Annotated in this window: 15 protein-coding genes; 7 read left to right on the forward strand and 8 right to left on the reverse strand. The window is 57.4% G+C overall.

Annotated elements, in window-relative coordinates; all coding sequences use genetic code 11:
- Window positions 1–37: 37 nt before the first annotated feature.
- From MHAR_RS05765 to MHAR_RS05775, 3 genes are all read left to right on the forward strand, one after another.
- Window positions 38–430 carry an acylphosphatase gene (locus tag MHAR_RS05765; protein ID WP_394296392.1) on the forward strand — a complete coding sequence of 131 codons (393 nt, stop codon included), beginning with the start codon at window positions 38–40 and terminating at the stop codon, window positions 428–430.
- Between the two features lie 64 nt (window positions 431–494).
- The gene (gene comE, locus MHAR_RS05770; protein WP_048144419.1) at window positions 495–1,046 is read left to right on the forward strand and encodes a sulfopyruvate decarboxylase subunit beta; all 552 of its coding nucleotides are present in this window, start codon (window positions 495–497) and stop codon (window positions 1,044–1,046) included.
- Between the two features lie 484 nt (window positions 1,047–1,530).
- A complete protein-coding gene (locus tag MHAR_RS05775; protein WP_394296393.1) occupies window positions 1,531–6,576 on the forward strand; it encodes a NosD domain-containing protein in 5,046 nt (1,681 codons plus the stop codon).
- 251 nt (window positions 6,577–6,827) lie between these two features.
- On the opposite strand, the gene MHAR_RS05780 is transcribed toward MHAR_RS05775, so the two are convergent.
- From MHAR_RS05780 to MHAR_RS05800, 6 genes are all read right to left on the reverse strand, one after another.
- The gene (locus MHAR_RS05780; RefSeq protein ID WP_228369617.1) at window positions 6,828–8,006 is read right to left on the reverse strand and encodes a peptidase; all 1,179 of its coding nucleotides are present in this window, start codon (window positions 8,004–8,006) and stop codon (window positions 6,828–6,830) included.
- Between the two features lie 471 nt (window positions 8,007–8,477).
- On the reverse strand, window positions 8,478–9,617 hold the full coding sequence (locus MHAR_RS05785) for a peptidase (protein WP_228369618.1): 1,140 nt from the start codon (window positions 9,615–9,617) through the stop codon (window positions 8,478–8,480).
- Between the two features lie 182 nt (window positions 9,618–9,799).
- Window positions 9,800–13,939 carry a NosD domain-containing protein gene (locus MHAR_RS05790; RefSeq protein WP_048144423.1) on the reverse strand — a complete coding sequence of 1,380 codons (4,140 nt, stop codon included), beginning with the start codon at window positions 13,937–13,939 and terminating at the stop codon, window positions 9,800–9,802.
- Window positions 13,940–14,399: 460 nt separating this feature from the next.
- A complete protein-coding gene (locus MHAR_RS05795; protein ID WP_338039959.1) occupies window positions 14,400–15,458 on the reverse strand; it encodes a methanogenesis marker 16 metalloprotein in 1,059 nt (352 codons plus the stop codon).
- Window positions 15,383–15,670, reverse strand: coding sequence for a homocysteine biosynthesis protein (locus tag MHAR_RS14065; RefSeq protein ID WP_014586680.1), 288 nt, complete (start codon window positions 15,668–15,670; stop codon window positions 15,383–15,385). Before MHAR_RS14065 ends, MHAR_RS05795 begins: the two co-directional genes overlap by 76 nt.
- A 9-nt stretch (window positions 15,671–15,679) precedes the next feature.
- Entirely contained in the window at window positions 15,680–16,444 is a 765-nt protein-coding gene (locus tag MHAR_RS05800) for a class I SAM-dependent methyltransferase (protein ID WP_014586681.1), read from the reverse strand.
- Between the two features lie 71 nt (window positions 16,445–16,515).
- On the opposite strand from MHAR_RS05800, the gene MHAR_RS05805 reads away from it, so the two are divergent.
- Together MHAR_RS05805 and MHAR_RS05810 are read left to right on the forward strand one after the other, a co-directional pair.
- Entirely contained in the window at window positions 16,516–17,523 is a 1,008-nt protein-coding gene (locus MHAR_RS05805; protein ID WP_143763304.1) for a hypothetical protein, read from the forward strand.
- 103 nt (window positions 17,524–17,626) lie between these two features.
- The gene (locus MHAR_RS05810; protein ID WP_143763305.1) at window positions 17,627–18,733 is read left to right on the forward strand and encodes a hypothetical protein; all 1,107 of its coding nucleotides are present in this window, start codon (window positions 17,627–17,629) and stop codon (window positions 18,731–18,733) included.
- Between the two features lie 35 nt (window positions 18,734–18,768).
- On the opposite strand, the gene MHAR_RS05815 is transcribed toward MHAR_RS05810, so the two are convergent.
- Together MHAR_RS05815 and MHAR_RS14195 are read right to left on the reverse strand one after the other, a co-directional pair.
- The gene (locus tag MHAR_RS05815) at window positions 18,769–20,115 is read right to left on the reverse strand and encodes a deoxyribodipyrimidine photo-lyase (protein ID WP_014586684.1); all 1,347 of its coding nucleotides are present in this window, start codon (window positions 20,113–20,115) and stop codon (window positions 18,769–18,771) included.
- Window positions 20,116–20,207: 92 nt separating this feature from the next.
- Entirely contained in the window at window positions 20,208–21,311 is a 1,104-nt protein-coding gene (locus MHAR_RS14195) for an RNA-guided endonuclease InsQ/TnpB family protein (RefSeq protein WP_014586685.1), read from the reverse strand.
- Window positions 21,312–21,477: 166 nt separating this feature from the next.
- Here MHAR_RS14195 and MHAR_RS13675 point away from each other — a divergent pair, with 166 nt between their 5' ends.
- Window positions 21,478–21,633, forward strand: a complete 156-nt coding sequence (locus tag MHAR_RS13675) for a hypothetical protein (protein ID WP_014586686.1) — start codon at window positions 21,478–21,480, stop codon at window positions 21,631–21,633.
- Between the two features lie 4 nt (window positions 21,634–21,637).
- A complete protein-coding gene (locus MHAR_RS05825; protein WP_014586687.1) occupies window positions 21,638–22,093 on the forward strand; it encodes a hypothetical protein in 456 nt (151 codons plus the stop codon).
- The last annotated feature ends 11 nt before the right edge of the window (window positions 22,094–22,104 follow it).

Genomic DNA, 22,104 nt, shown 5'->3' on the forward strand with positions numbered 1-22,104 from the left:
CGGCTTCGTCCAGAACCTCCCCGACGGCCGGGTCGAGGTGGTCGCCGAAGGTGAGAGGTCCGACCTCGGGAGGTTTGCATCGGCGTTGAAGATGGGGAACTCTCTCATCCGGGTCGACGATGTGGAGACGGCTTACTCCGAGGCGACGGGTTCTTTTCCCGGATTTCGAAAGGTGATCGACCCCGAAGAGCTGGGAGATCGCCTCGATGAGGGGGTCGGGATCCTGAAGGAGATCCTGGTCACCGTGAAAGAGGGCTTCGGCGATCTGGGGGAGAAGATGGACACGATGCTGGAGAAGCAGGATTCGACCCTCGGCGAGATTCAGGGGCACAGGTTCGACATGAAGGGTTACATCAACCAGAGGTTTGAACGGATAGAGACCGACCTAGCGGAGCTGAAAGCCGCGATGAGAGAGCGAGGCATCATCTGAAACGATCGCCTTCGATGAAGGCCAGCATTCAGAAGTCCTTTTAAGCCATCGGGAGCCGATCAATCTGAGAAGGATCGAAGCGATCTCCATCATCGCCCGGGAGGCCGAATCCCAGGGCGCCCTTCTGGTGGGAAATATAGGTTATCCGTCCAGGGAGCTATACGCCGTCGGCGACCGCCCCTCCAACTTCTACATGCTGGGGTCGATGGGCCTCGCCTCCTCCATCGGCCTCGGCCTCGCCCTAGCCCTCCCGGACCGGAGGGTAGTCGCCATCGACGGCGACGGCTCCGTCCTGATGAACCTGGGGAGCCTCGTCACCATCGCCGACCAGGAGCCTGAGAACTACCTCCTCGTCATCCTCGACAACGGCTGCTACGGGTCGACGGGGTCCCAGCCGACCTGCACCGCCCGAAAGGCAGACCTGGCCCGGATCGCCGAGGGGGCCGGGGTCACCGAGGTCCGCCTCGCCGCCAGCCCCGAAGAGCTCCGGGCTGGCCTCACCGGGAGGGGCGTCCTGGTCGTCAAGGTCGAGGCGGGAAACGCCGAGGTTGCCGTGATCCCTCTATCCCCGGAGGAGATCATCGAGAGGTTCATGGGGATCTCCGCTCCGCTATAGACTCAATTCTGATGGGCTCAGTCACGACAGAAGACGCGTCCGAAAGCGGCTGAAGGTGACATATCCGAAAAACCTTTTATAGGTTCAGCACAAGTAATGAAAAATGACAATGCCCTCGAATATTGGTTATATTTATATATGTTTATCTGTTGGATTTGTCTTGGGTATCCTTCTGGGATCAGCTCAAGGAGCCACGACAACCGTTGATGCTGGGCAAAGCCTCCAGGAAGCCATCGAAGATGCCAGCCCCGGGGACGTCTTGGAAGTCAAGAGCGGCGTCTACAGGGAGAACCTGAACATAACAAAGCAGCTCATATTGCTGGGAGTGGATACCGGAGGTGGGATGCCGGTGGTGGATGCTGGCGGTGCCGGAGATTCGATAATCCTATATGCCGACGGCATAATCCTTCAGGGCTTCGTGGCGACCAACTCCGGCCACAATTTGGAGGCGGGGATTAAGATAATCTCGGACAACAACGTGGTTATGAACAATGAAGTCCGTTTAAACAATGGAACCGGAATTTTTGTATCAATCTCCAGCAAAAATAATTCCATCATAAATAACAATGTCAGCTATAATAACAAAAGCGGGATCTTTCTCTGGAGTTCTAACGAGAGCGTAATATCCGAAAACATCGTCAGCGGCAATAGATGGATTGGAATCCGACTTATGGATTCGAGCAGCGGCAACATCATAGACAATAACGTAGTCCATCATAACGAGATGCACGGAATATCCATTGAAAGTTCTGTCAACAACAGCATCATTGAAAACGACGCGGGCTACAACGAACTTGATGGGATCCTGATAGATGGCTCCCCTTCCAACTCCCTCGAGGGCAACGACGCCTCCTATAACGCAGAAAACGGCTTTCGCATCCAGAATTCTTCCCATAGCCTCACCCTCCAAGATAACTACGCCAAAGAGAACCGATATGGTATCTCGGTTCAGGGGTCAAACGACATCTACCTCAAGGATAACAAAGCCATAGGAAATGGCTACGGGATCTACCTATCCGGTTCCGTCAGAAGCATTATGGATAGTAACCTCATGGTGGAGAACCGCTACAACTTCCGTGCCGATGGTGAGAATTACATCGACACCACCAACCTGGTGGACGGCAGGCCTATATACTACAGGGTAGGGGTCTCTGACGAGGTGATAGACGATTCGTCAGGTGCTGGGGCCGTTTACTGCATCAACTGCGATAATGTCACAATAAAAGGTCTGAACCTCACCAACGGCTTCTTTGGGGTTTACCTCTCCAACACCATCAATTCGGCGGTGGAAGACAATCGTATAAGTCTCAGCTGGAACGGGATTTATGTTGAGAATTCTTCCTCGAACAGGCTTACAGCCAACAGCGTCATCGAGAACGAAAACGGGATATTTCTGAACTCTTCCAGCGAAAACGCCGTCGACGGCAACATCGTCGTAAGCAACTCTTACGGCATAGTCCTCGAATCTTCTTATGAGAACAGAGTCGATTCGAACAACGCCAGCTTAAACTTCGTCGGGATCGATCTTTACAAATCTAGCGATTACAACATCGTCCAGGAGAACGTCGCAACCAAAAACGGAGTCGGGATACATCTAAACTCTTCGGGAAAAAACAGCATCCTTGGCAACGACGTCAGCAATAGCGAGTACATCTGCATATACCTCGTCGATAATTCGATCAGTAACAACATAAAAAAGAATAACGCCAGCAACGCATGGTTCGGCATATATCTCACAGAGAACTCTATCGAGAACATCATATTGTACAACGATGCCAACGACGACCTCATAGGTATATTCATCAGAGATTCGCCTCGCAACCTCCTCGAAGGAAACAGGGCAAAGACCAACGAATTTGAGGGGATACGGATTCAGAACTCTGCAGGATGCAGCCTATCTGGCAACAACGCCAGCCAGGGCCAGTGGGGGATCTACATAAATTCCTCTGGTATGTGCGTCCTGAGAGACAACCTGATGGAGAATAACCTGTACAACTTCCATGCTGAGGGCGAAATCGACGTCGATCGATCGAATAGTGTCGATGGTAAGCCCATCATCTACCTGATGCGGGCTGAAGATCTGGTGATAGACTCCTCCGACGGTGCAGGAGTCGTCTACTGTATCGACTGCACCAACATAACCGTTAAAGATCTCATCCTCGCCAACAACACTTATGGCATATACTTGCTGAACACCACCGGCTCTCGGGTGGAGATGAACCGCATCTTCGACAACGAGTTCGGCATCCTCCTGAATCATTGCGGCGAGAACGAGATCATCGGCAACGAAGTCGATCGGAGTGGAGCAAGTGGTATCCGCCTCCACCGCTCAGAGAGAAATTTGGTCAGCGAAAATGAGGCCTGCCAAAACGGCCGCGGCATCGACCTCTTCGAGTCCGTCAACAACACCATATCGAGGAACCTTGTATACGATAACGGCAAGGGTATCTATCTCGATGGCTCTTCCCAAAACTTGATCCTTTCAAACGATGCCGTCCAAAACGACTTCGGTCTCTTTCTCGAAGGCTCGGATCATAACAAGCTCACTTCCAACGATCTCAGGGAGAATGAGGGGGGTTTGAGCCTAAACCGATCCGGAAAGAACGTCCTCGGAAACAACCTGATCATCGATAACGGATACAACTTCCTCGTTGATGGATTGAACCGTTCTCATTTCGACAATCAAGTCGACGTAACAAACCTGATAAACGGCAGGCCGATCCGTTACCTGGTGGACTCCAGCAACACCATCGTGGATTCGTCCTCCGGAGCGAGTTCTGTCGTCTGCATCAACTGCACCAACGTCACTGTGAAAGATCTGGACCTGCGGGGGAACCGCGAAGGTATCAAGTTCTTCGAGACGAGGGATTCGACGATAAAAAATAACATCCTCAGCGATAACCTCTACGGCATAAGCCTCGAGAGATCCACCAAAAATAGCGTCGAAGCAAACTACCTCCGAAACAATACTTACGGCATATTTCTTAACGACTCCTTCGATAACCTTCTCGAAGGAAACCGCGCCGGAGAAATGAACACCTACGGCATCTATCTCGCGTTCTGCCGGCATAACATATTGAGAGATAACCTCATGGCAGGAAATCGCTATAACTTCTATGCAAGGGGTGATAACGATATCGATTTGTCAAATCGGGTCGACGGAAAGCCGATCTTTTATCTGGTGAACGTTTCAAGTGCCGTTATAAGCGCCTCATCCGATGCCGGAGTCGTATACTGCCTAGACTGCGAAGATGTTATGGCGGAAGGTCTCATCCTCCAAGGTAACGTTTATGGGATCTGTTTTGAGAATACTACCAGATCTAGGGCAGACAATAACAGCATCATCAAGAACATAGACGGAATTTTCCTCGATAACTCTGACGGAAACGTCATCATCGGGAACCATATATCAGAAAACAACGGCAGTGGCCTTCTCATCCTTAGGTCGTCGGCCAACACCATAACGAAGAACACGGCGAAGGACAACTTCGGAGACGGGATCCGTCTCTCTGCCTCCAGCAACAACATCATCTCGGAGAATGTAGCCTCCGCCAACGATAAGACAGGGATAATCCTGGAGCGATCCCCCCTAAACGTGGTGGCTGCCAACTCAGCCCAAGAGAACGAATGCGGGATATCTCTGAACTTCTCTGGCGGGAACCTTTTAAAGGAAAACCAGTTCGCTGAGAACGTCCGCGACTTCTCCGCTGAGGGTTCCCAAGTAAAGGATCTGGATAACGACGTAGATTTATCCAACATCGTCGGAGGAGAGAGGATCATCTACATGGTGGGGGCCTCGGATCGGATCGTGAACTCGACCTCGGACGCAGGGACCGTTTACTGCATCGACTGCTTCAACATAACCCTCGAGGGGCTGAAGATCGAAAACAACAGCAACGGGATATATCTCTTCCACACCGCAGAATCGGCGATAAGGAACTGCACCATCTCGAAAAACCTGGTCGGGATAAAGCTTGTGACCTCCTCACGAAACGAGATCGTCGCCAACTCCGTCAAAGAAAATGGCCTGGGAGTTCTGGTATCTAACTCCGAATATAACAAGATATCCCGAAACGAGTTTCTCAAAAATCGGGCCGACGGGATCATGCTCATCGATTCCGACCGCAACCGGATCTTTGATAATGACGCAAGCCTCAACGGGGAGAGCGGGATCCTCCTCGACCCATCCAACAAGAACGACGTCATCGGCAACCGGCTGGCGGAGAACGGAGCTTATAGAATAAAGTTCGACGCCGGAAGCAACGACAATCACCTGAGGGGGAACGGCCCGGATATCTCGCCCATCGGCGCCGCCGAAGAGGCCGACATCCCTGTAGCGCCATCGTCTCCCTCATCGGGATCGTCTTCTGGAGGCGGAGGGCACGTCTTCTTCCCGCCGAGAGTGGAGGTGGCCGAGCCGTCCCTCCCCGACTACGCCGCCCTGGTGGAGGAGGCGAAGAGGAGCCTGACGAGGGGGATGATCGCCTTCGACCCCGTCCGGGAGATGCTGGTGGGCGAGACCTACCGGGTCGAGGCGAGGATATCGATCTCCGAGACCGTCGAGAACCTGACGGCGGGGTTCGAAGAGGGGGAGGTCCCCCTGGTGGAGGGGATCCCCGTCAGCACCTTCATGAAGGTGCGGCTCTCGGGGACGGCCTTTGAGATCACCCCCATGACCGACGAGCGGCAGCTCGTAACCCGGGATGGCCACAGGACCTGGCTCTGGGACGTCATCCCCAGGAGGAGCGGTGTCCACGAGCTGACCCTTTCCGCCTTCGCCGAGGTTGTCCTCCCCGGCCAGGAGCCGATGCCGGTGGACGCCCAGGTCTTCTCCAGCCCCATCACGGTGACGGCGAGAAAGGTCCCCCTGAAGGAGAAGGCGAGAAACTTCCTGGCTGCGGACTGGAAGTTCATCGTCGGAACCCTAATCCTCGGCTCGGGCCTCTCCAAGTGGCTCATCGGTCGGATCAGGGCCCGGTCCCAGAAGAGAGAGGCGAAGCCACCCGGAGGCGGAGAGGAAGGGGTGGCGAAGGGGGCCGATTTCGGGGAGATCGACTTTGCGGCCCTCGAAGAGGCGGTGATCGGTCGGCGGGATCAAGAGGGATCGGGGGAAGGCCGAAAGGATGCCGGCAGAGAGGAGGAGATCGACTTTGCCGCCCTCGAAGAGGCGGTGATCGGCCGGACGGATCCATACGCCGGGGGGATGAAAGGGGACCGGCTCGGAGATGATCGTATCGGGGAAGGTCGCCTCGAAGAAGCCGGATCCAGGATGGAGAGCCCCAGGAAGGCCGCGGGTCCGAAAGTGGCTGAGAGGGAGGGGGTGCCGGTTTCTGAAAGAGAGGCCGGGGGACCTCGCCCCGAGAGAAGACGGAAGATGAGCTGGACGGTCATAAAGGCGGATAAGACGGGGAAGGGGGAGCCGGGGGGGGCGAAGGGAGGAGATGGAGTGATAGGAGGGGAGATGCCCGGCAAACCTCCCGAAGATCGGCTGCCGACCGAGGGGGATCGGACCGGACGGGGAGGATTTTAGAACGAGGAGGGGAGGGGAGGGGCGAGGAGGGGGAGAGGCAGGCGCCTTTCGGGGTTAAGACGGATAAGAAGGCCCGAAGAAGGGGAGAAGGAAGAGGACGGGCGAACTTAAAGAGGAGAGGAGGGGGAGGAGGAGGCCGGAGAGGTAGGCGGATCCTCCCGATCCTGGAGGGGGCTGGTTCCTGAGGGGCAAGACGGAAAAGAAGAGGCGCCCTCCTGAGGAGGGGAGGGCGAAAGGACGAAGGAGATGGTTCAGTCTTCCATGGACCTCACCAGCTCTCGAATCTCTTCGGTCGCCCTCCGGATTTCAAGAGCCCCGTCGATCCCGCATCCGTGCGCTTCTTCCAGATCATCCAACCTCTCCTTCAGATCCGCGATGAACACTTCCGTTGAGATCTCCGCCGTCCTCAACAGCAACCTGAGGGCGACTTTTAAATCGGATTTCTCATCCTCCGACGGCCCTCTCTTCATGGCGTCCAGCGCGAACGGGTAAAGGATTTCCTGGGCGCACTGACCGACTTTATTCAAAAGTATCTCCACCGACGTATCGGAATCCCCGACGGTCGCAGGACCATCCCAATTTTCGTTAGTATTGGAGCATGCGTGAACATACATGTGATAATCACCCGGTCCGACATCCGCCTTCAAGTAATCTAAGTTTAGACTTCTCCCTTCGGGAGGGGATAACCTTAGACCCCAATACCATTTTTTTCTAGGATAACAATATTCCAGCTCATAGTCAGGATTATCCTCGTGGAATCTGGACACGTGGGTTGGATCTAACTCTGCCAATGGAACACGGTTATCACCAATTTTCTTTCTGATCTCCAGAAGGGCTTTCCACCAGTTGGTGATGGATGTAGGCGGAGTAGAATTGTGCTTAATCGATATGGTTAGTCTCTGGAGCAATATCGCATATAAGTTTCCAGAACGTTTCCGAATCATATCATCGGCGTTTATCTCTCTGTAGCCACCATTGGCGCCGGATATCTTACATGTACCATCAAGATTCCAGGTCGATTCGTCGTTGGGGTACGGGACACCATTATTAAGAGGCCAGCTATCTTTGCAGATCCAATTACCAGCGTCTGTATAGCCAACTATCGCAAGGCAGTGGCTCCCGATTACAGCATCGTTATACACTGCAATTATGGGGCCGTTGGTCATGATATACTTCTTCGCCGCTTCAATAATGCCTTGGATGTCGTCCTTTTTTAAAGAAGCATTTATATCAACGTATCCTCCGATTTTATAAGCGGCGGTTCTGCCGGGTATGATGATACCGTTACCTTTCAGTATCGTGCAAGCATTACCTACGCTGACATTGGTCCCCATTTCTTGTAGCAGGTTGTTATAAGTGTTATCGATCTTTGCGTCAAATAAATTGAAATCCGCTTTTCCTGCATCGTTGTAGTAGTGTATCTTCAGCATCGACTCCAGGGCCGCGAGGGTGCCGTAAGCCACACATTCATTCTGTCTTTGGATCCTTACCTCCGTCATCCAGTTGCGGGGTGGGGTCGAAGCCGTCAGGCATCCGTCATACGCACTCCAATCATGTCCCATCTTACATCCCTCTTCCTAAAATCCTTTGTTAATACATACAGAACTGGCGTCACAACTCCGCCAGATCACATTCATTCCAGCATCCTATGCAAGCCGTGTCGTTGAGCCCCCTCTCCGGGGGCCTCCAGCCCGGCGCCTCTCTCCCGTCGAACTCTCCAACGGTGACGAAGGCCCCGATGGCGAGGGGCCCGGCGGCGGAGGTACCGTCGAGAGAGAGGACCTCGCCCCTGTTCCCGAAGGTCTCCGTTCTATCGGCCTTCGACCTCGCGAGAGGGCGGGGAGAATTAAAGAAGATGCACCCTCCCGAGGAGGGGAGGGCGAAAGGACGAAGGAGATGGTTCAGTCTTCCATGGACCTCACCAGCTTTCGAATCTCTTCTGTCGCCCGCCGGATTTCAAGAGCCCCGTCGATCCCGCATCCATGCGCTTTATCAAGATCAACCAACCTCCGCTCCAGATCCGCGATGAACTCCTCCTTCGAGATCTCCGCCGTCCTCAATAGCAACCTGAGGGCCACATTTATATCGGTTTTCGCATCGTCCGATGGATTTTTCTCCATGGCATCCAGAGCGAACGGGTACAGGATCTCCCTGGCGCACTGTTGGATCGTATTCAAAAGAATCTCAACTTCCAGAGAAGAATCTCCCACAGTACCACCAGCGTGAGCATAATAGTTGCTCCCATTTACGCATATATGTACATCTATATCATATTCACCCGGAGCCGCATCTACCACCAAATTGTCCAAGTTTGTAGGTGGTGATATAAAAAAACTCATATTATCAGGATTAGGATCTGGTATTGATACATTGCACCCTGGATTTTTCGCTACGAACCTGGCTCTGGAAGTTGGATCTCTGAGTTCCAAATTAGTATACGTATCGCCAAATTTTTTACGAATCCTCAAAAGACCTCCCGTCCAGTTGTTGATAGATGTATGGCCACTATCGTTATTCTTAATCGGGAACCTCAGTTCCTGGATCAAGATGGCATATAACTCTCCAGAAAGATTCCCAATCATATAATCGGCGTTTATCTCTCTGTAGCCACCATTGGCGTCGTGTATCTTACATGTACCATCAGTATTCCAGGTGCTGCTACTGTTGTGATACGGGACACCATTATTAAGAGGCCAGCTATCTTTGCAGATCCAATTACCAGCGTCCGTATAGCCAACTATCGCAAGGCAGTGGCTCCCGATTACATCATCGTTATACTTTGCAATTATGGGGCCGTTGGTTTCAAGATAAACCTTCGCCTTCGCAATAATCGTTTCGACGGAATTCATTCCTTCGGAATTTATATAACTACTACCTGCAATTTTGTAAGCTGCGCTTCTGTCGGGTATGGTGATACCATTATTCTTCAGTATATTGCAGGCGTTTTCCACGCTGCGAATGTCACCCATAGCGGCCAGCAAGTCGTCTTCGGATAGATCGAACTCTTTAGCCGCATCGTTGTAGTAGTGTATCTTCAACATCGACTCCAGGGCGGCGAGGGTTCCGTAAGCTACACATTCATCCGCGCGTTGCGTCCTGAGCCCCGTCATCCAGTTGCGGTGTGGGGTCGAAGGCGTCAGGCATCCGTCATAAGATCTCCAATCATGTCCCATCTTGCATCCCTCTTCCTAAAATTCCTTTCCTTATACATACAGAACTGACGTCACAGCGGCGTCAGATCACATTCATCCCAGCATCCCATTTCAGACGCGATGCGGTTTAGCCCCCAGGCCGGGGGCCGCCAGCCCGGAGCCTCTCTCTCCCCGTCGAACTCTTCGACGGCGACAAAAGCCTCGACGCTGAGAGGCTGATCGAGAGAGGTCCCGTTGAAAGACAGAACCTCGATCTCGGCCCTGCTGGCGAAGGTCCCGTTCATGGAGGCCTCGACCTCGAAGAGGATCGTCTTTGACCCGAAGGGGAGGAGGTCGATCAGGTTCCAGGTTACCACGCCTGAATCGTACGACGAGAAGGGAACGCTTGAGTCGAGGAGCCTCATCCCCTCGGGGAGCTGGCAGGTCGCGGCGACGACCCTCGGGTCGTCCGCCTCGTTTCTGATCGTCAGGTTGTAGACGACACGCCTGGGGTTCTCGCCTTCGGGCTTTGCGGTCATCGCTGCCGAGACCTCTCCCGCGGGGCAGCACCAGAGCCTGCCCCTCTCGATGGCGGAGAAGTTGGTGGCGTTCGCCCATCCGCCGTCGTAGCCCCCCGAGGCCTCGACCCGGTTGACGATGTCCTGGTCGCAGAGATCGGTGACCTCCAGCCTCAGGAGGATCTCGGCGCGGCCTCCAACGGCCAGATGAGTCAGGACCCATTCGGCGCTCCCGGCCGTCAGACGATAGGGCCTCAGCGACGAGCTCCTGTAGGCCGCCCCCGGCGGGAAGAGGTCCTTCACGCGGACCGGGGCGAGGGACCTGTTCCCGTCGTTCTCGAGGGTGATGGTGTACTCCGCGACGGTGATCCTCCTCTCGGCACCATCCTCGACGACCGTCTCCTCGCGAACCACCCCCGTCTTGGTCAGGTTGATATGCGGCCGATCGTACTTCGAGACCCCCTCCAGGAGGACCTTTCGCCGGATCGAGTAGTCGCCGGCGTATAGCTCGTCCAGGTCGACCCTGTCTATGAAGACGGTCCTGTACCTCCCCTGGCCGGAGAAGCTCGCCTCCGTCTCCATCTCGTTCAAGCACCGGGCCACCGTCTCCTTATCGAGCCTGGTGATGGAGGTGTACTCCTCGCCGATTAGGCTCTCGTTTCTGACCCGGGACCACATCCCCTCCTTCCACCTCATGGACCGGTTTATAGAGAGATCGTCGATTAGGGTCTGGTTTTCTGGGCTGTAGACGAGGCTCAGGTCCTTGGCCACGTAGTTGGTGTAGGTTCTGATCGTCTCCTCCGACTCGTAAAAGCCAGTACCAGACTCGTAGGACCTCTGGCTCTCTCCGATCCGCTTGTCCACCACCACAAACCCGGTCCCTGAAGCCGACCGGTCGGAGGAGACTCCGGAGCCGTACTCGTCGATCCTCTGGAGGACCCGGAAGCTTCCGGCGTAATCCTCCCTCATCTCGAAGATCGGGGTCGACCGGGGGCCCGAGCCGCCAGAAGGCATCTTGAGGAACCCCATGTGACCCATACCGTCAAACTGGGATTCTACCTCCATCACCGACTCGTTCCGGTCGAGGAAGAACCTCGATTCCCGGTCTATGGAGGTGGCGTACCGGTAGGCCTCGGCCATCGATGCCCCGGTAGCCCGGTTCTTCGCCTCCGCCTCCTCGGTCCACCGGGAAGAGTAGGCGAGGGTCCTGTTCCGATAGAGGGTCAGCGTCGAAGGACCGTGATCCGCCGAGACTGCCTTATTCATCTCTATGGACCTGTTATCCGAACGAAGGGTGATCGTCTCATCGCTCTTGTAGAGGCCGCTGCCGTGCTCCTGGGTGGAGAGCTCGGCGCCGGGGTCGTCGATGAGGACGGCGGCGCAGCCTCTCTCTCTTCCCAGGATGAAGCCGTTCAGATAGAAGACGGCCGTGGCGCAGTTTTTGAGGATGTAAGAAGGCGGAGCCGTTGAGTAATCGCTCGCCACCCTGACAAACCCTGTGCCAGCGACCTCCGATCCCATCTGGAACTCGAACTCCTGCCTCTTCGGCGCCTTCACCACCAGGACGATCTCCCGGCACTCGCCGAGGCCGATCTCATAGAAACGCCAGAGGCCGTCCCCGTCGGGGGCTGGGGAGACGGATACGAGCTCCACCGGCCCATCGAAGATGTCCTCGACGACGGCGTCTACGGGGACGGTGCTGTTTCTGTTGCATACGGTGATGGTGTAGGTGATCTCCTCGCCGGGCCTGGCGGTCTTGCGGTCAGCGACCTTGGAGAGGGCTTTATTGTCACAGCTCAGATCGTAGAATTCTATGGGAGACATCAGGGGATAGAAATCCCGGTCAGATCCTCCAGGAATGTCGTAAGGTGTGTCGCCGATGCCGTCGCCGTCGGCATCGACCCCCGAATAGTCGGACCAGTAATTGCCGAGACGGCTGGTGAAGGTGGTGCCGTTGTACCGGTAGGTCATAGCCGCCGGCGAGTTCCAGGTATTATTCGAGTCCGACCAGCCGACCGGGCTAGATCCATTGATGAAATTGTTGAGATAAATTATGTTGCCGTTGGAGGATTCCAGGCGGATGGCACCCTGACGATTCTCTTCTGCCGTGTTACCTGTGATGACGTTGCCGCTGGAACTTCTGAGGAGGTACCCTACTCCTCTATTATTTTTGGCAATATTGTCCTTGATGACGTTGTTGTTTGAAAGGACTTTAATCCCAGCCTCGGATAGATCCGAATTTATCGCCACCAGGCCCTCTATGAAGCACCTCTCTCCGCTGACGGTGATGGCGGTTGTGACAAATCTTCCTGTAAAGGTGGGCGGTCCGTAAGAGGCGTCCATGACCACGCCCCGCAAGTATAGAGACTTGTTTACGTCAATCTCAGTCTGTTTCGGGTCCTGTCCGTACGGAGAACTAGGGTCAAAGCCCCGCACCTCCAGCGAATCTCCGTTCTGGGCCCTGGCGATAACATTACGGATGGCGTACATATCCTCAATAGATCTATCAGGCCCCCCAGCAGAGAGGGGTATGGTGATGAAGGTCTTCCCCCCTACTTCACCCGAGAGCGCCGAAGGTGGCGGGACGACATAGATCACCTCCCGGGAGAACTCCGCCCCCCTCGCTAGGATCACCCTCTCGATCAGCGCCTCCAGGATCTCGTGATCCTCGTCGGTGAGGCTGTACTCCGTCGAGAGGATTCCGGCGGCCTCGGCGTGGTTTGTGATGTTGCCGAGGGTGGTGCCGCTTATCCTGGCCAAAAGCTCCACCCTCATAGACTCGCCGACGGGGAGGCGGCCCAGCTCCCAGGTTACTTTCCTTCCAGCAACGGTCCCGTTCCGGTCGTCTCCCAGGTACTCCAGGCCGTCGGGGAGGATGTCCGCCACCACGACTCGGTCGAACTCCATCTCCCCGAGGTTCGCCACATCGATGGTGAACTTGACGACGGATCCCGGCTCCCCCGAGGTGACATTTCCGGCCTTGTCGAGATCGATCTCGGGCTGCAGTCCCGCCATGATCAGGGGGGCCTCATCCCTCTCGGCCCCGAAGACGTGGGGGAGGTCGCCGATCCCGTCGCCGTCGGTGTCGGGGCCGGAGTACTCCGACCAGTGGTTTCCAAGGATAGCGGTGAAGGTCTCGTCCCTGTACCTGTAGCTGATGGGGTCGGAGGAGTTCCAGCGGCTGGTGGAGTTCGAAGATGAGGCGTCTATTCCGTTATCCTTGAAGACGTTGAGGAAGAGGACGTTCTCGGAGGAGTTCAAAAGGCCTGCTCCGCAGGGGTTATCGCTAAATTCGTTGTGGGTGACGATGTTGCGGCTTGAGCTCTCGAAGAGGATGCCGCATCCTGCGTTCTCCTTCGCGACGTTGTTTCGGATGACGTTCCTCTCCGACGTCACCCGGACCCCGGCGTCAACGTCCGTCTTGCTCCCGGAGTTTGTGACGACAAACCCCTCCAGGACGGCCCCCGAGCCGCTGAGGGTGATGGCGCTTCCCCTCCCCCCGGCGTCCACCACTGGCCTTCCCCCGCCTGTATCGACTCCGAAGAGGATCAGCGGCCTGTCCACGTTGACGTTCTCGCGATAAGTCCCGCTGGAGACCTCGACGATATCGCCGGGGTCGGCTCCTTCGATGGCGGCCTGGATGCTCTCGGAAGGTCCCAGGACTATCGTCCTTCCTTGGACGGTGCATCCTGAGCTGATGATCATGATCGCCATCCAAAGCCAGAAATACTTCATCCAAAGGCTGTTATTGAGCACCCTCTACCACCAGGACATCTTAGGCTGTTATCTACAATCGTGATATTAGATAAACTTTTTTATAACTTTCCCGTTCTTTCAATTAATATGAAAATATTCAATAACATATCTTTGTGATGCAGCCTCCTGCTTGAAGGATGAAGTGTGAATCAATCTGTTTATATCCGAGCAAAATTCACCGGCTAAAAGAACAGATCGCTCCCCAATTACCAATTATATCCAACTTAATAATGAAAAAAATTTTTAACTATATATAATATTTCGGGATACATTAATGAACAATATATTAGAAGTATTGCTAGACATATAATAATATATCACGGTATATACTAATGTTAAATAATGTTGGAGTTCTCTCTATCATCCCTTTTAGGCTTCTGTCTGGGTCACGCCCTGCCAACGATCATCGGCTTTAATATCATGGCGATATCCGCTCCGCCATCTCCGTCATCCTGAAGCTGCCGTCGAGGATCCGCCCCTTCAGCTCCTCGGCGAGCCTCTCGGCCCGCAGCCGGTCGGACTGCCGCACGACGATTGGAACCTCCCGCCCGGCGAAGCGGAGGGATCCGAGGCGGGCTCTGAAGACGTCTCCGGAGCAGGAGGTGGCGCAGAGGCCGCAGTTGAAGCACCTCCTCCGGTCGAGGGTGGGAAGAAAGTTTCGAAAGGCTATAGCCCCCGTCGGGCAGATCGCCTCGGGGCGGCAGGCGGTGCACCTCTTGCAGGCCCCGGGGTCGAAGCTGACCTCCAGGTCTACCCCCTCCCAGACGTCGGCGTAGGTTGCCCGGCCGAGCTCCTGGCGGCTCGCGACGTCCACCACCGGTAGCGGTATAGACCCTTCAGGGCTGGCCATCCTCTCCAGGATCCCCTCCCTCAAGACCGGGATCGGGACCGCCCACGACGATATGCACTCGGGGCCTGCGGATGTTCCGAAGCCTCCCATGTACTCGGGGTCCATCCCGTGCATATCCGCATACCCCGAGAGGTTAGGCCTCTCGGGGGAGGACCTCGTCCCCCTGCCCAGGACGAACCCCTCGGCACCGTTGATCAGGACCCTCGTCCCGACCCCGATCGTCTCCAGGAGGGGGTCGTTCTCCAGGGGGTTCATGCGGCCGCACCCCGAGACGGAGGCGCCGTTCCAGCAGGGGTCGAAGGTGGTGGCGTGGAAGATGGTGGCGACCCTCTCCTCCCCGGGGTTGACGAAGGCCGAGTAGTTCTTGAAAGAGTGGCGGGTCCCAAAGAGCCTCGCCGTCGGCATATCGGCGAGCTTCAGGTCCACCTCGAAGCCGGAGCCCGTGTCCGTCTCCACCTCGACCCGGACCACCTCCCCCTCCACCAGGTCCCGGAGGAGGTGGCCTCCGCCGTACCTCGGCTCCTCCCGGCTCGCCGCCGTCCCGAAGACGATCAGGTCGACGATCCCCAGCCGCTCGTTGGGGCAGGGCCCGACGATTCCCGGGACGCCGTTGAGCGTGACCCCGATCGCCCGCCGGAAGGAGCCGGGGGCGCCGCCGGAAAGGAGAGGACGGCGTAGGTGCCGCTCATCACCGCCCGGGTGGCGCAGGTGACGACGTCCACCTCCTCTAAAGAGACCCTCCCCCCGTCGGCGAGGACCTCCCCCACCTCCCGGGCGGTGAGGACGACGGCCTCCCCCCGGTCCACCTTGGCTCTGATCTCGGAGAATGAACGCTCCATGATGCCTCCTCAGCCCTCTTCCTTAATGAACTCCGCCTCCACCTCCGACCGGAGATGGTCCCGCCCCATGATCCGGGTGACCCTTCTATCGGTCAAGATATAGACAGGCCGGAGCATATCGAAGAGCTCCAGGCCTTCGGCTTCGGTGAAGTAGTGGGTGATGACCCCCCCGCCCCGGCGGAAGGTCATCTCCTCCACCTCCACCCCCTCTCCCGCCCTCATATCCTCGACCCCGAACTCGATAAAGAAGAGGCGACCTTTGGCCTTGAGGACCCGGGCCGCCTCCCGCGCCGCCTTGATCCGGTCGCCCTCCCGGAGGTGGCCTAGGACGTGGAAGGCGAAGACCGCATCGAAGGACGAGTCCCTGAAGGGGAGGTGGACCGCGTCCGCGGAGACGAGTTCGAGCCGATTGGCCAGAGGGACCCGGTCCGCCGGAGGTGCTGGCGGGGGCCGGACGCCGGAGGAGGTCGAAGGCTCCGGCCGGAGGAGGCCTCTTCGCCGGCCCGTCTCCTCCGCCAGCCCCCTCCCCAGCCTCAGGGCCTGAGGAGATACGTCCACCGCCGCCACCCTCCAGGGTCGGCCCAGCATCCCCTGGAGGGTCTTGCCGTTGCCGCAGCCGAGCTCCAGGACCCGGGCTCCTTCGGGGAGGGGGGGGAGCCTCCGCGGAGCCCCCCGCCAGATCCTCCCCTTATCTCGATACTCCCGGCCCCAGGCTAGGAGCTCCTCCCTCCGGCCCCCCTCATCACCGGATCTGGCCCTCGGTCCCTGTGGCATGAGGTCGGAACGGCGCTCCACCACCAAAATCTTTACTATCCACCCGGTCGTCCCCCTCCCAGGTGTTTCGAATGAGACTTTGGAGTGGGGCAATTCTGATCATTGCCATATTCGCCCCCCTGGGATCGGCCCAGGCCATGGGCGAGAACTACGAAGATTATTTTGGGGTTTCATCCCCTGGCGAAGACTATCTGAACTATGCAGGGCAGCTGTACGGAGCCTCCGGCTCCTCGGAGAGCTACAGCTTCAGCTCAAGCTCGAGCTTCACCTACTCGCGGTACCTCCAGTACTTCTTCACCGAGGAGGATATCTTCTCCCGGGACCGGGTTCCCGTCAGCTTCATGATAGCAGGAAACGAGCCCTCCATCCTCGACCTGGGGTGGCAGACGGTCCCCTATTCGGAGTACGCCTCCTCGGAGATGTACGCCGGGTCCAATGAGCTCTGGATCGAGGGGGAGACGGCCTGGTCGAGGTACGCCGCCTGTCCCATCGGTACATGGCTGCAGCTCGTCACCACCACCCCCGGGGGAGGGGCCGCCGACTTCTATGAGATATCGCCTTCAGGGATCGTGGGGATAACCCCCTACAGCCTGGGAACCTACGACAGGACGAGCTTCCAGGCCGCTGAGATGGGGAGGTACGCCCTCTTCTTCGTCGCCAACGGCCAGCCGAGCAACGTCGTCATCATCGACGTCGGAGAGGATCTGACCCCGGACATGATCGCCGGCTCCGCCGCCGCTGCCGCTTCCACTGCGACCCCCGGCCCTGCCCCCGCCATCCCGGCGCCAGCGCCGAGGCCCGTCACCACCACCGGTGACGTCGTCGTCACCCTGGAGTCCGATAGGATGAGGGGGTACGACGTCTACGTCGACGACCAGTACGTCGGGACCGACGGGCAGGGGGGCGACCCCCTCGACGGGAGATACAGGGTCAACGTCGCCGGAGGGATGTGGCACACCATCAAGGTCTGGGACGGGGAGTGGTTCTACGGCAAGCCCCGGTTCTACCAGAGGAGCACCCCCGTCGTCCTGAAGTTCGAGCCCGCCTCCACCGTCTACCTCTACGGCGGCATCTGGTAGCGGGATAGGGCTCCAGATCCTTTATTTTTTTCTCTCGCCCTCACCGCCACCATCTTAAGGGATTGGTGACGGAATACCTAACATGAAGGGATGGGGGCTCGTCTTGTTGTTGGGAGTGAGCATCCTCGCCGGATCCGGCCCTGCCGGGGGTTGGGTGAGCGGAACGGGAGAGATCGACATCAGTAGATCCGTCGTCCACCGGATGGCAGATTACGAGCGCCACAGCTCCATGGCAGGAGACGGGAGCCTCCGGATTGGGGGCAGCTCCGCCGGGGCCTCAAGCCTCTCCTACTCCGGGGACGTCCCCCTGGTGGGGTTCAAGCGGATCGAGACCGGCTCGCCCTTCCGTGGAACGAAGACCTCCTTTCAGGAGGCCTTCAGCGCCACGGATATAAAGCGGGAGGTGACGACCTCGGCGAGCTCTCACCTCGTGGCCACCGATATGAATCTGGCCTTCAACGGGACCTACGTCACCAGCTCCAATATGCATCAGGCCTTCGTCCGGGATGTCAGCTCCCATCAGAGGTACACCGGAAACTTCGAGATACAGAATACGATCCAGTTCGGGAGCCTCGCCGACCGGAGGCCGGCCCTCTCCGTCACCGTCCTCCCCCAGGACTGCTCCGCCCGGGTCGGAGGGCCGATTAGAAGAGTGTACGCCGTCTCCAACGTCGGGACCGTCCCCGTCCGGGACCTCTACCTCGTCGATTCGAGGGTCGGACCCGTCCCCCTCAGCAGGACGGAGCTGAGCCCCGGGGAGGTCGCCTCCGGCTCCTCGAGCTTCGCCCTCGGCGAAGAGGACGCCCCCGGCCTCCATAAGGACTCGATCGTGGCGACCGCCGTCGACTATGCTGGAAATGGGGCGGAGGCCTCCGCCTCCGCCACGGTGGACCTGATCGGGTGGCAGGGGCTGAACCTGACGGTGGAGTCCAGCGGTGGATGCATCCATCCCGGCGGCGGCCTCGCCTCCGTTTATACCATCGAGAACACCGGCGACCTTCCGATCAATAACCTCACCGTCACCGACTCCATCGCCCCCGGCCCCGTCGCCGCAAACCTCACCCTCATGCCCGGAGAGGCCGTCAACCTGACCGCCGACCTCGCGGTGCTGGGGCCTTCTCCCCCGACCCGCCTCATCTCCGCCTCGGGGAACCGATCCGATGGGGAGATGGTGGCAAGGTCGATAGAGGTCGTCCTTCAGCCCTGCTGAAGGCCTTCCGGCACCGTCTCCCTCTCCCCCCCTCTTCAGTCCAGCGATTCGATCCGTTCGATGTAAGATCCGACGTCGAACTTCGACCTCGCCCCCCGGAGGCTCATGTACCTCACCTTCCCGAAGATCTCCCTCTCTTTCCAGGCCCGGTCGTGGACCCCGCCGATGGACCAGGCTATGCCGACGTAGCCGCTCGGGTCCCTCCCGTCCAGCTCGTAGCGGTCGTTCAGATATATGGCGATCTTCAGGGCCTCCTCCGGAGAGTCCGTCCACTCCAGGATCTTCTTCGCCCAGTACATCCTCAGGTAGCCGTGCATCTTCCCCCGGACGACCATCTCCCTCTGGGCGGCGTTCCAGAGGGGGTCGTGGGTCTTCGCCCCTTCGAGCTCCTCCTGATCGTAGAGGTACTCTCGCGGGTCGTTCCGATGTTCGTCCAGGGTCTTCCTCGCCCAGGCGGGGAAGGCATCGAAGGTGTCGTAACCGCGGTTGTAGAAGCAGAAGTTGTCGGAGAGCTCCCTCCTCACCACCAGCTCCTCCAGGAAGGCGGCCTTGGATCTGGGATCCGCCTCCCATTTGGCCGCCTCCAGGGCGACCCTCTGAGCCGAGATCTGGCCGAAGTGAAGGTAGGGCGAGAGGTTCGACTGGCCGTCGAGGGTCGGATCGTTTCTATCTCCATCGTACCGAGAGAGCTTCTCGCCGAGAAACCGACGTAGCGCCCTTCGAGCGGCAGCGGCTCCGGGCTTTATCCACTCCACCTCGGGGACGGAGCGATCGACCCGGAGGTCCCTCCGGAGCCGGTCCCAGCTCACCCCGGCATCGAGGTCCCAGGGGTGGGGGTGGACCTGGACAGCCGGAGGATCCTCACAGAAGATCGGCAAAAGTCGCCTCACCTTCGGCCGGAAGGTCCGGGCCGCATACTCCTGCTTCGGCGACGCCACCCAGCAGGGGACGACGTTGTGGGCGTCCACCTCGCGGAGGGGGAGGTCAAGCCCCTCTTCCGCCTTCTCCATCCAGGCCCTCTTAGTCGCCAGGGGGGAGAAGTCGGTGACCAGGGCGCTCGCAGAATGCTCTCTTACGAAGTCGGGGACGGTCTCTCCCGGGTCTCCCTGAAGGAGGACGAAGGGTATCTCCTTATCTCTGAGGGTCCTCTCCACCTCTTCGAGCCCCCGGAGCATGAACCCGTACTGCCGCATGGCAGCGCCGAGGAACTCCTCTTTCAGGGCGAAGACGACGGCCAGGGGCGCCCTCCTCTCCAATGCCAGCTCCTGGGCGAAGGCTAGGGCCCAGTTCTCCTCCGCCCTCTGGTCTCTGGTCATCCAGTAGATGACCGGGCCCTTCCCCTCCCGCCCCTCCTTCCATATCCGCGCCCTCTCCGGGATCATGCCTCATCCACCTGGCGAAGTTGATTCGATGGTATCTCGCAGAGAATATTGGTCAACTACCCCTCCCTGAAGGGAGGGGCTTGTAGTTCCGGTTAAACTGGACTACATTGGGCTGGTTGACAAGGCAGCCTACTCAGACAAGATATACCCGCCTGAGCAATGTTTCGAGACGCGTTAAGGTCCGCATGGAGTTCAAAACCACATTTCCGACACCGGAACGAGGAACCGTTACGGTTCCCCTTGTAGATGTGACCGCATTCAGAGCACTTCTGCGAGGTGTACCTGGCGTCTACGAGAAGCGTATGCTTCTCAATAGCTTCCGCTTTGTACCTGATAAACTGTTCCAATTGGTAAAACGACCAATTGTTGAGCTTGTGGTTGAACTGCTTACCTCTTCGCTTCTGGACTCGGATCTTGCTCAAGTCTTCAAGAGCAAATACCGTATAATCCGAGTTCACGATCTGTTTCGATATACAGTGGTTCACGTCAGTCACAAACCGTCTTTCCTTACCGGCGAGACGCTTGAGCTTGCGTTTTGCCGACTTGGTGCCTTTAGACTGCAACTCTTTCTGAAGGTGAGCATACTTAGCTCTGGTATTTTTAACCTTCTTCGAGTTGTAAAACGTGTTATCGGAACAGACTGCAATATTCACGATACCTCGATCGATCCCAAGCACCTTGAACTCAGTTATGGGTTGGGGGTCGTCGTGTTCAAGAGACACGTGCAGATAGAATGTATCGGATCGTCGATCATAGGATATCGTGGACGATTTGATCTTCCAAGTGAGATAATCTCGGTAGTTCTGGGGTATAAAGAACGTTGCCTTGATTCGCCCCTTGATGGACGCAATCGTAGCTATGCCGTGAACGAGGTTCACTGTAACAACTCGTTGGTTGTACCTCATCGCAGCGAGCGGTCTTCGCTCTGGAAGAGATCTGCACTTGCACGCTTTCAGAGCTTCACACGCGCAATCTCTTGCACCCTGTACCAAAGACGAAGGAAGATCAGGAATGCTTAAACGGACAAGCTTATAGGTGGCATGATGGTTATCGACTTTGTTCCAAGACTTGTTCTCAAATCCCCATTTAGCGGATTCGGAAAAAGCCTTGGTATAAGCTCTCATCGTTTCAGCGAGAGTAACTCGGTCTCGGTCGCCCATCCTAAGCTTGAAGGTAACCGTTCTAAGCACATTCATATGTCAGGTTGTTAGATAATATATGCTTTTCGGAGGTGTAGGCACGCGCTCCTCCCCGGCCTAAAGACCGGGGTCTCCGCGCTGCTACGAAGATGAATCTGATGCTCCAAGCCACCTCTTTTAAATAAGAGCCATTGGAAATAGTATGGATGGAGGTGAAAGCCCCATGTGTACCGTTGGAGGCGGACCAGAGATAGGCGACGTCGAGTCGATAGCGTCGAAGGGCTACGTATGCCAGGACTGCGGAAACAAGTTCAAGGGGATGGGCAGGAGGGTCAGATGCCCCTCGTGCCAGTCGAGGAACGTGAAGCCTGCTGAGTGATGGAATGAAGATCCCCCTGGAAGACGACGAGATCGCCTACCTCACCGGGCGGACCGGGACCCTGGCCGTGGCCAGGACCCTCGGCGGCTTTTTTTATCTCGAGACCGATGATGAGGAGATCGTCATCTTCACCGAGGATGACGACCTCCTCGTCGCCTCGACCTCCGGGGTCGGGGACCGGGCGAAGAGGGGCCTCCTCTGCACCCTATTTCTGATCCGGGAGATGAACTCTCCCCTGATAGTCCTCCCCAGAGGCCATCCCGCCTCCCCGAGGCTGAAGACCGTCGTCTCAGTGGGGGAGAGGACGAGGATAAGGTGCGATATCGAGGCGGGCACCCACCCCGAGCAGGACGTCCTCTGCGGGACCGACGAGCTTCACGGGGTCGAGGTCCTCTCCGTCCCCGGGGGGGCAGAGGTTAAGAACTTCGCGGGCGAGGTGGTGAAGGAGAAGCTTCTGTGAGGTGATGCAGG

Source organism: Methanothrix harundinacea 6Ac, from assembly GCF_000235565.1.
In the GTDB taxonomy this organism is placed as follows: Archaea; Halobacteriota; Methanosarcinia; order Methanotrichales; family Methanotrichaceae; genus Methanocrinis; species Methanocrinis harundinaceus.

Bases quoted from the DNA above. Each gene is read 5' to 3' on its own strand.
- MHAR_RS05775 (WP_394296393.1), top strand. From the start codon at position 1,531: ATGAACAATGAAGTCCGTTTAAACAATGGAACCGGAATTTTTGTATCA.
- MHAR_RS05780 (WP_228369617.1), bottom strand. From the start codon at position 8,006: ATGCTGAAGATACACTACTACAACGATGCAGGAAAAGCGGATTTCAAT.
- MHAR_RS05785 (WP_228369618.1), bottom strand. From the start codon at position 9,617: ATGTTGAAGATACACTACTACAACGATGCGGCTAAAGAGTTCGATCTA.
- MHAR_RS05790 (WP_048144423.1), bottom strand. From the start codon at position 13,939: ATGGCGATCATGATCATCAGCTCAGGATGCACCGTCCAAGGAAGGACG.
- MHAR_RS14065 (WP_014586680.1), bottom strand. From the start codon at position 15,670: ATGGAGCGTTCATTCTCCGAGATCAGAGCCAAGGTGGACCGGGGGGAG.
- MHAR_RS05800 (WP_014586681.1), bottom strand. From the start codon at position 16,444: ATGCCACAGGGACCGAGGGCCAGATCCGGTGATGAGGGGGGCCGGAGG.
- MHAR_RS05805 (WP_143763304.1), top strand. From the start codon at position 16,516: ATGAGACTTTGGAGTGGGGCAATTCTGATCATTGCCATATTCGCCCCC.
- MHAR_RS05815 (WP_014586684.1), bottom strand. From the start codon at position 20,115: ATGATCCCGGAGAGGGCGCGGATATGGAAGGAGGGGCGGGAGGGGAAG.
- MHAR_RS14195 (WP_014586685.1), bottom strand. From the start codon at position 21,311: ATGAATGTGCTTAGAACGGTTACCTTCAAGCTTAGGATGGGCGACCGA.
- MHAR_RS13675 (WP_014586686.1), top strand. From the start codon at position 21,478: ATGTGTACCGTTGGAGGCGGACCAGAGATAGGCGACGTCGAGTCGATA.
- MHAR_RS05825 (WP_014586687.1), top strand. From the start codon at position 21,638: ATGAAGATCCCCCTGGAAGACGACGAGATCGCCTACCTCACCGGGCGG.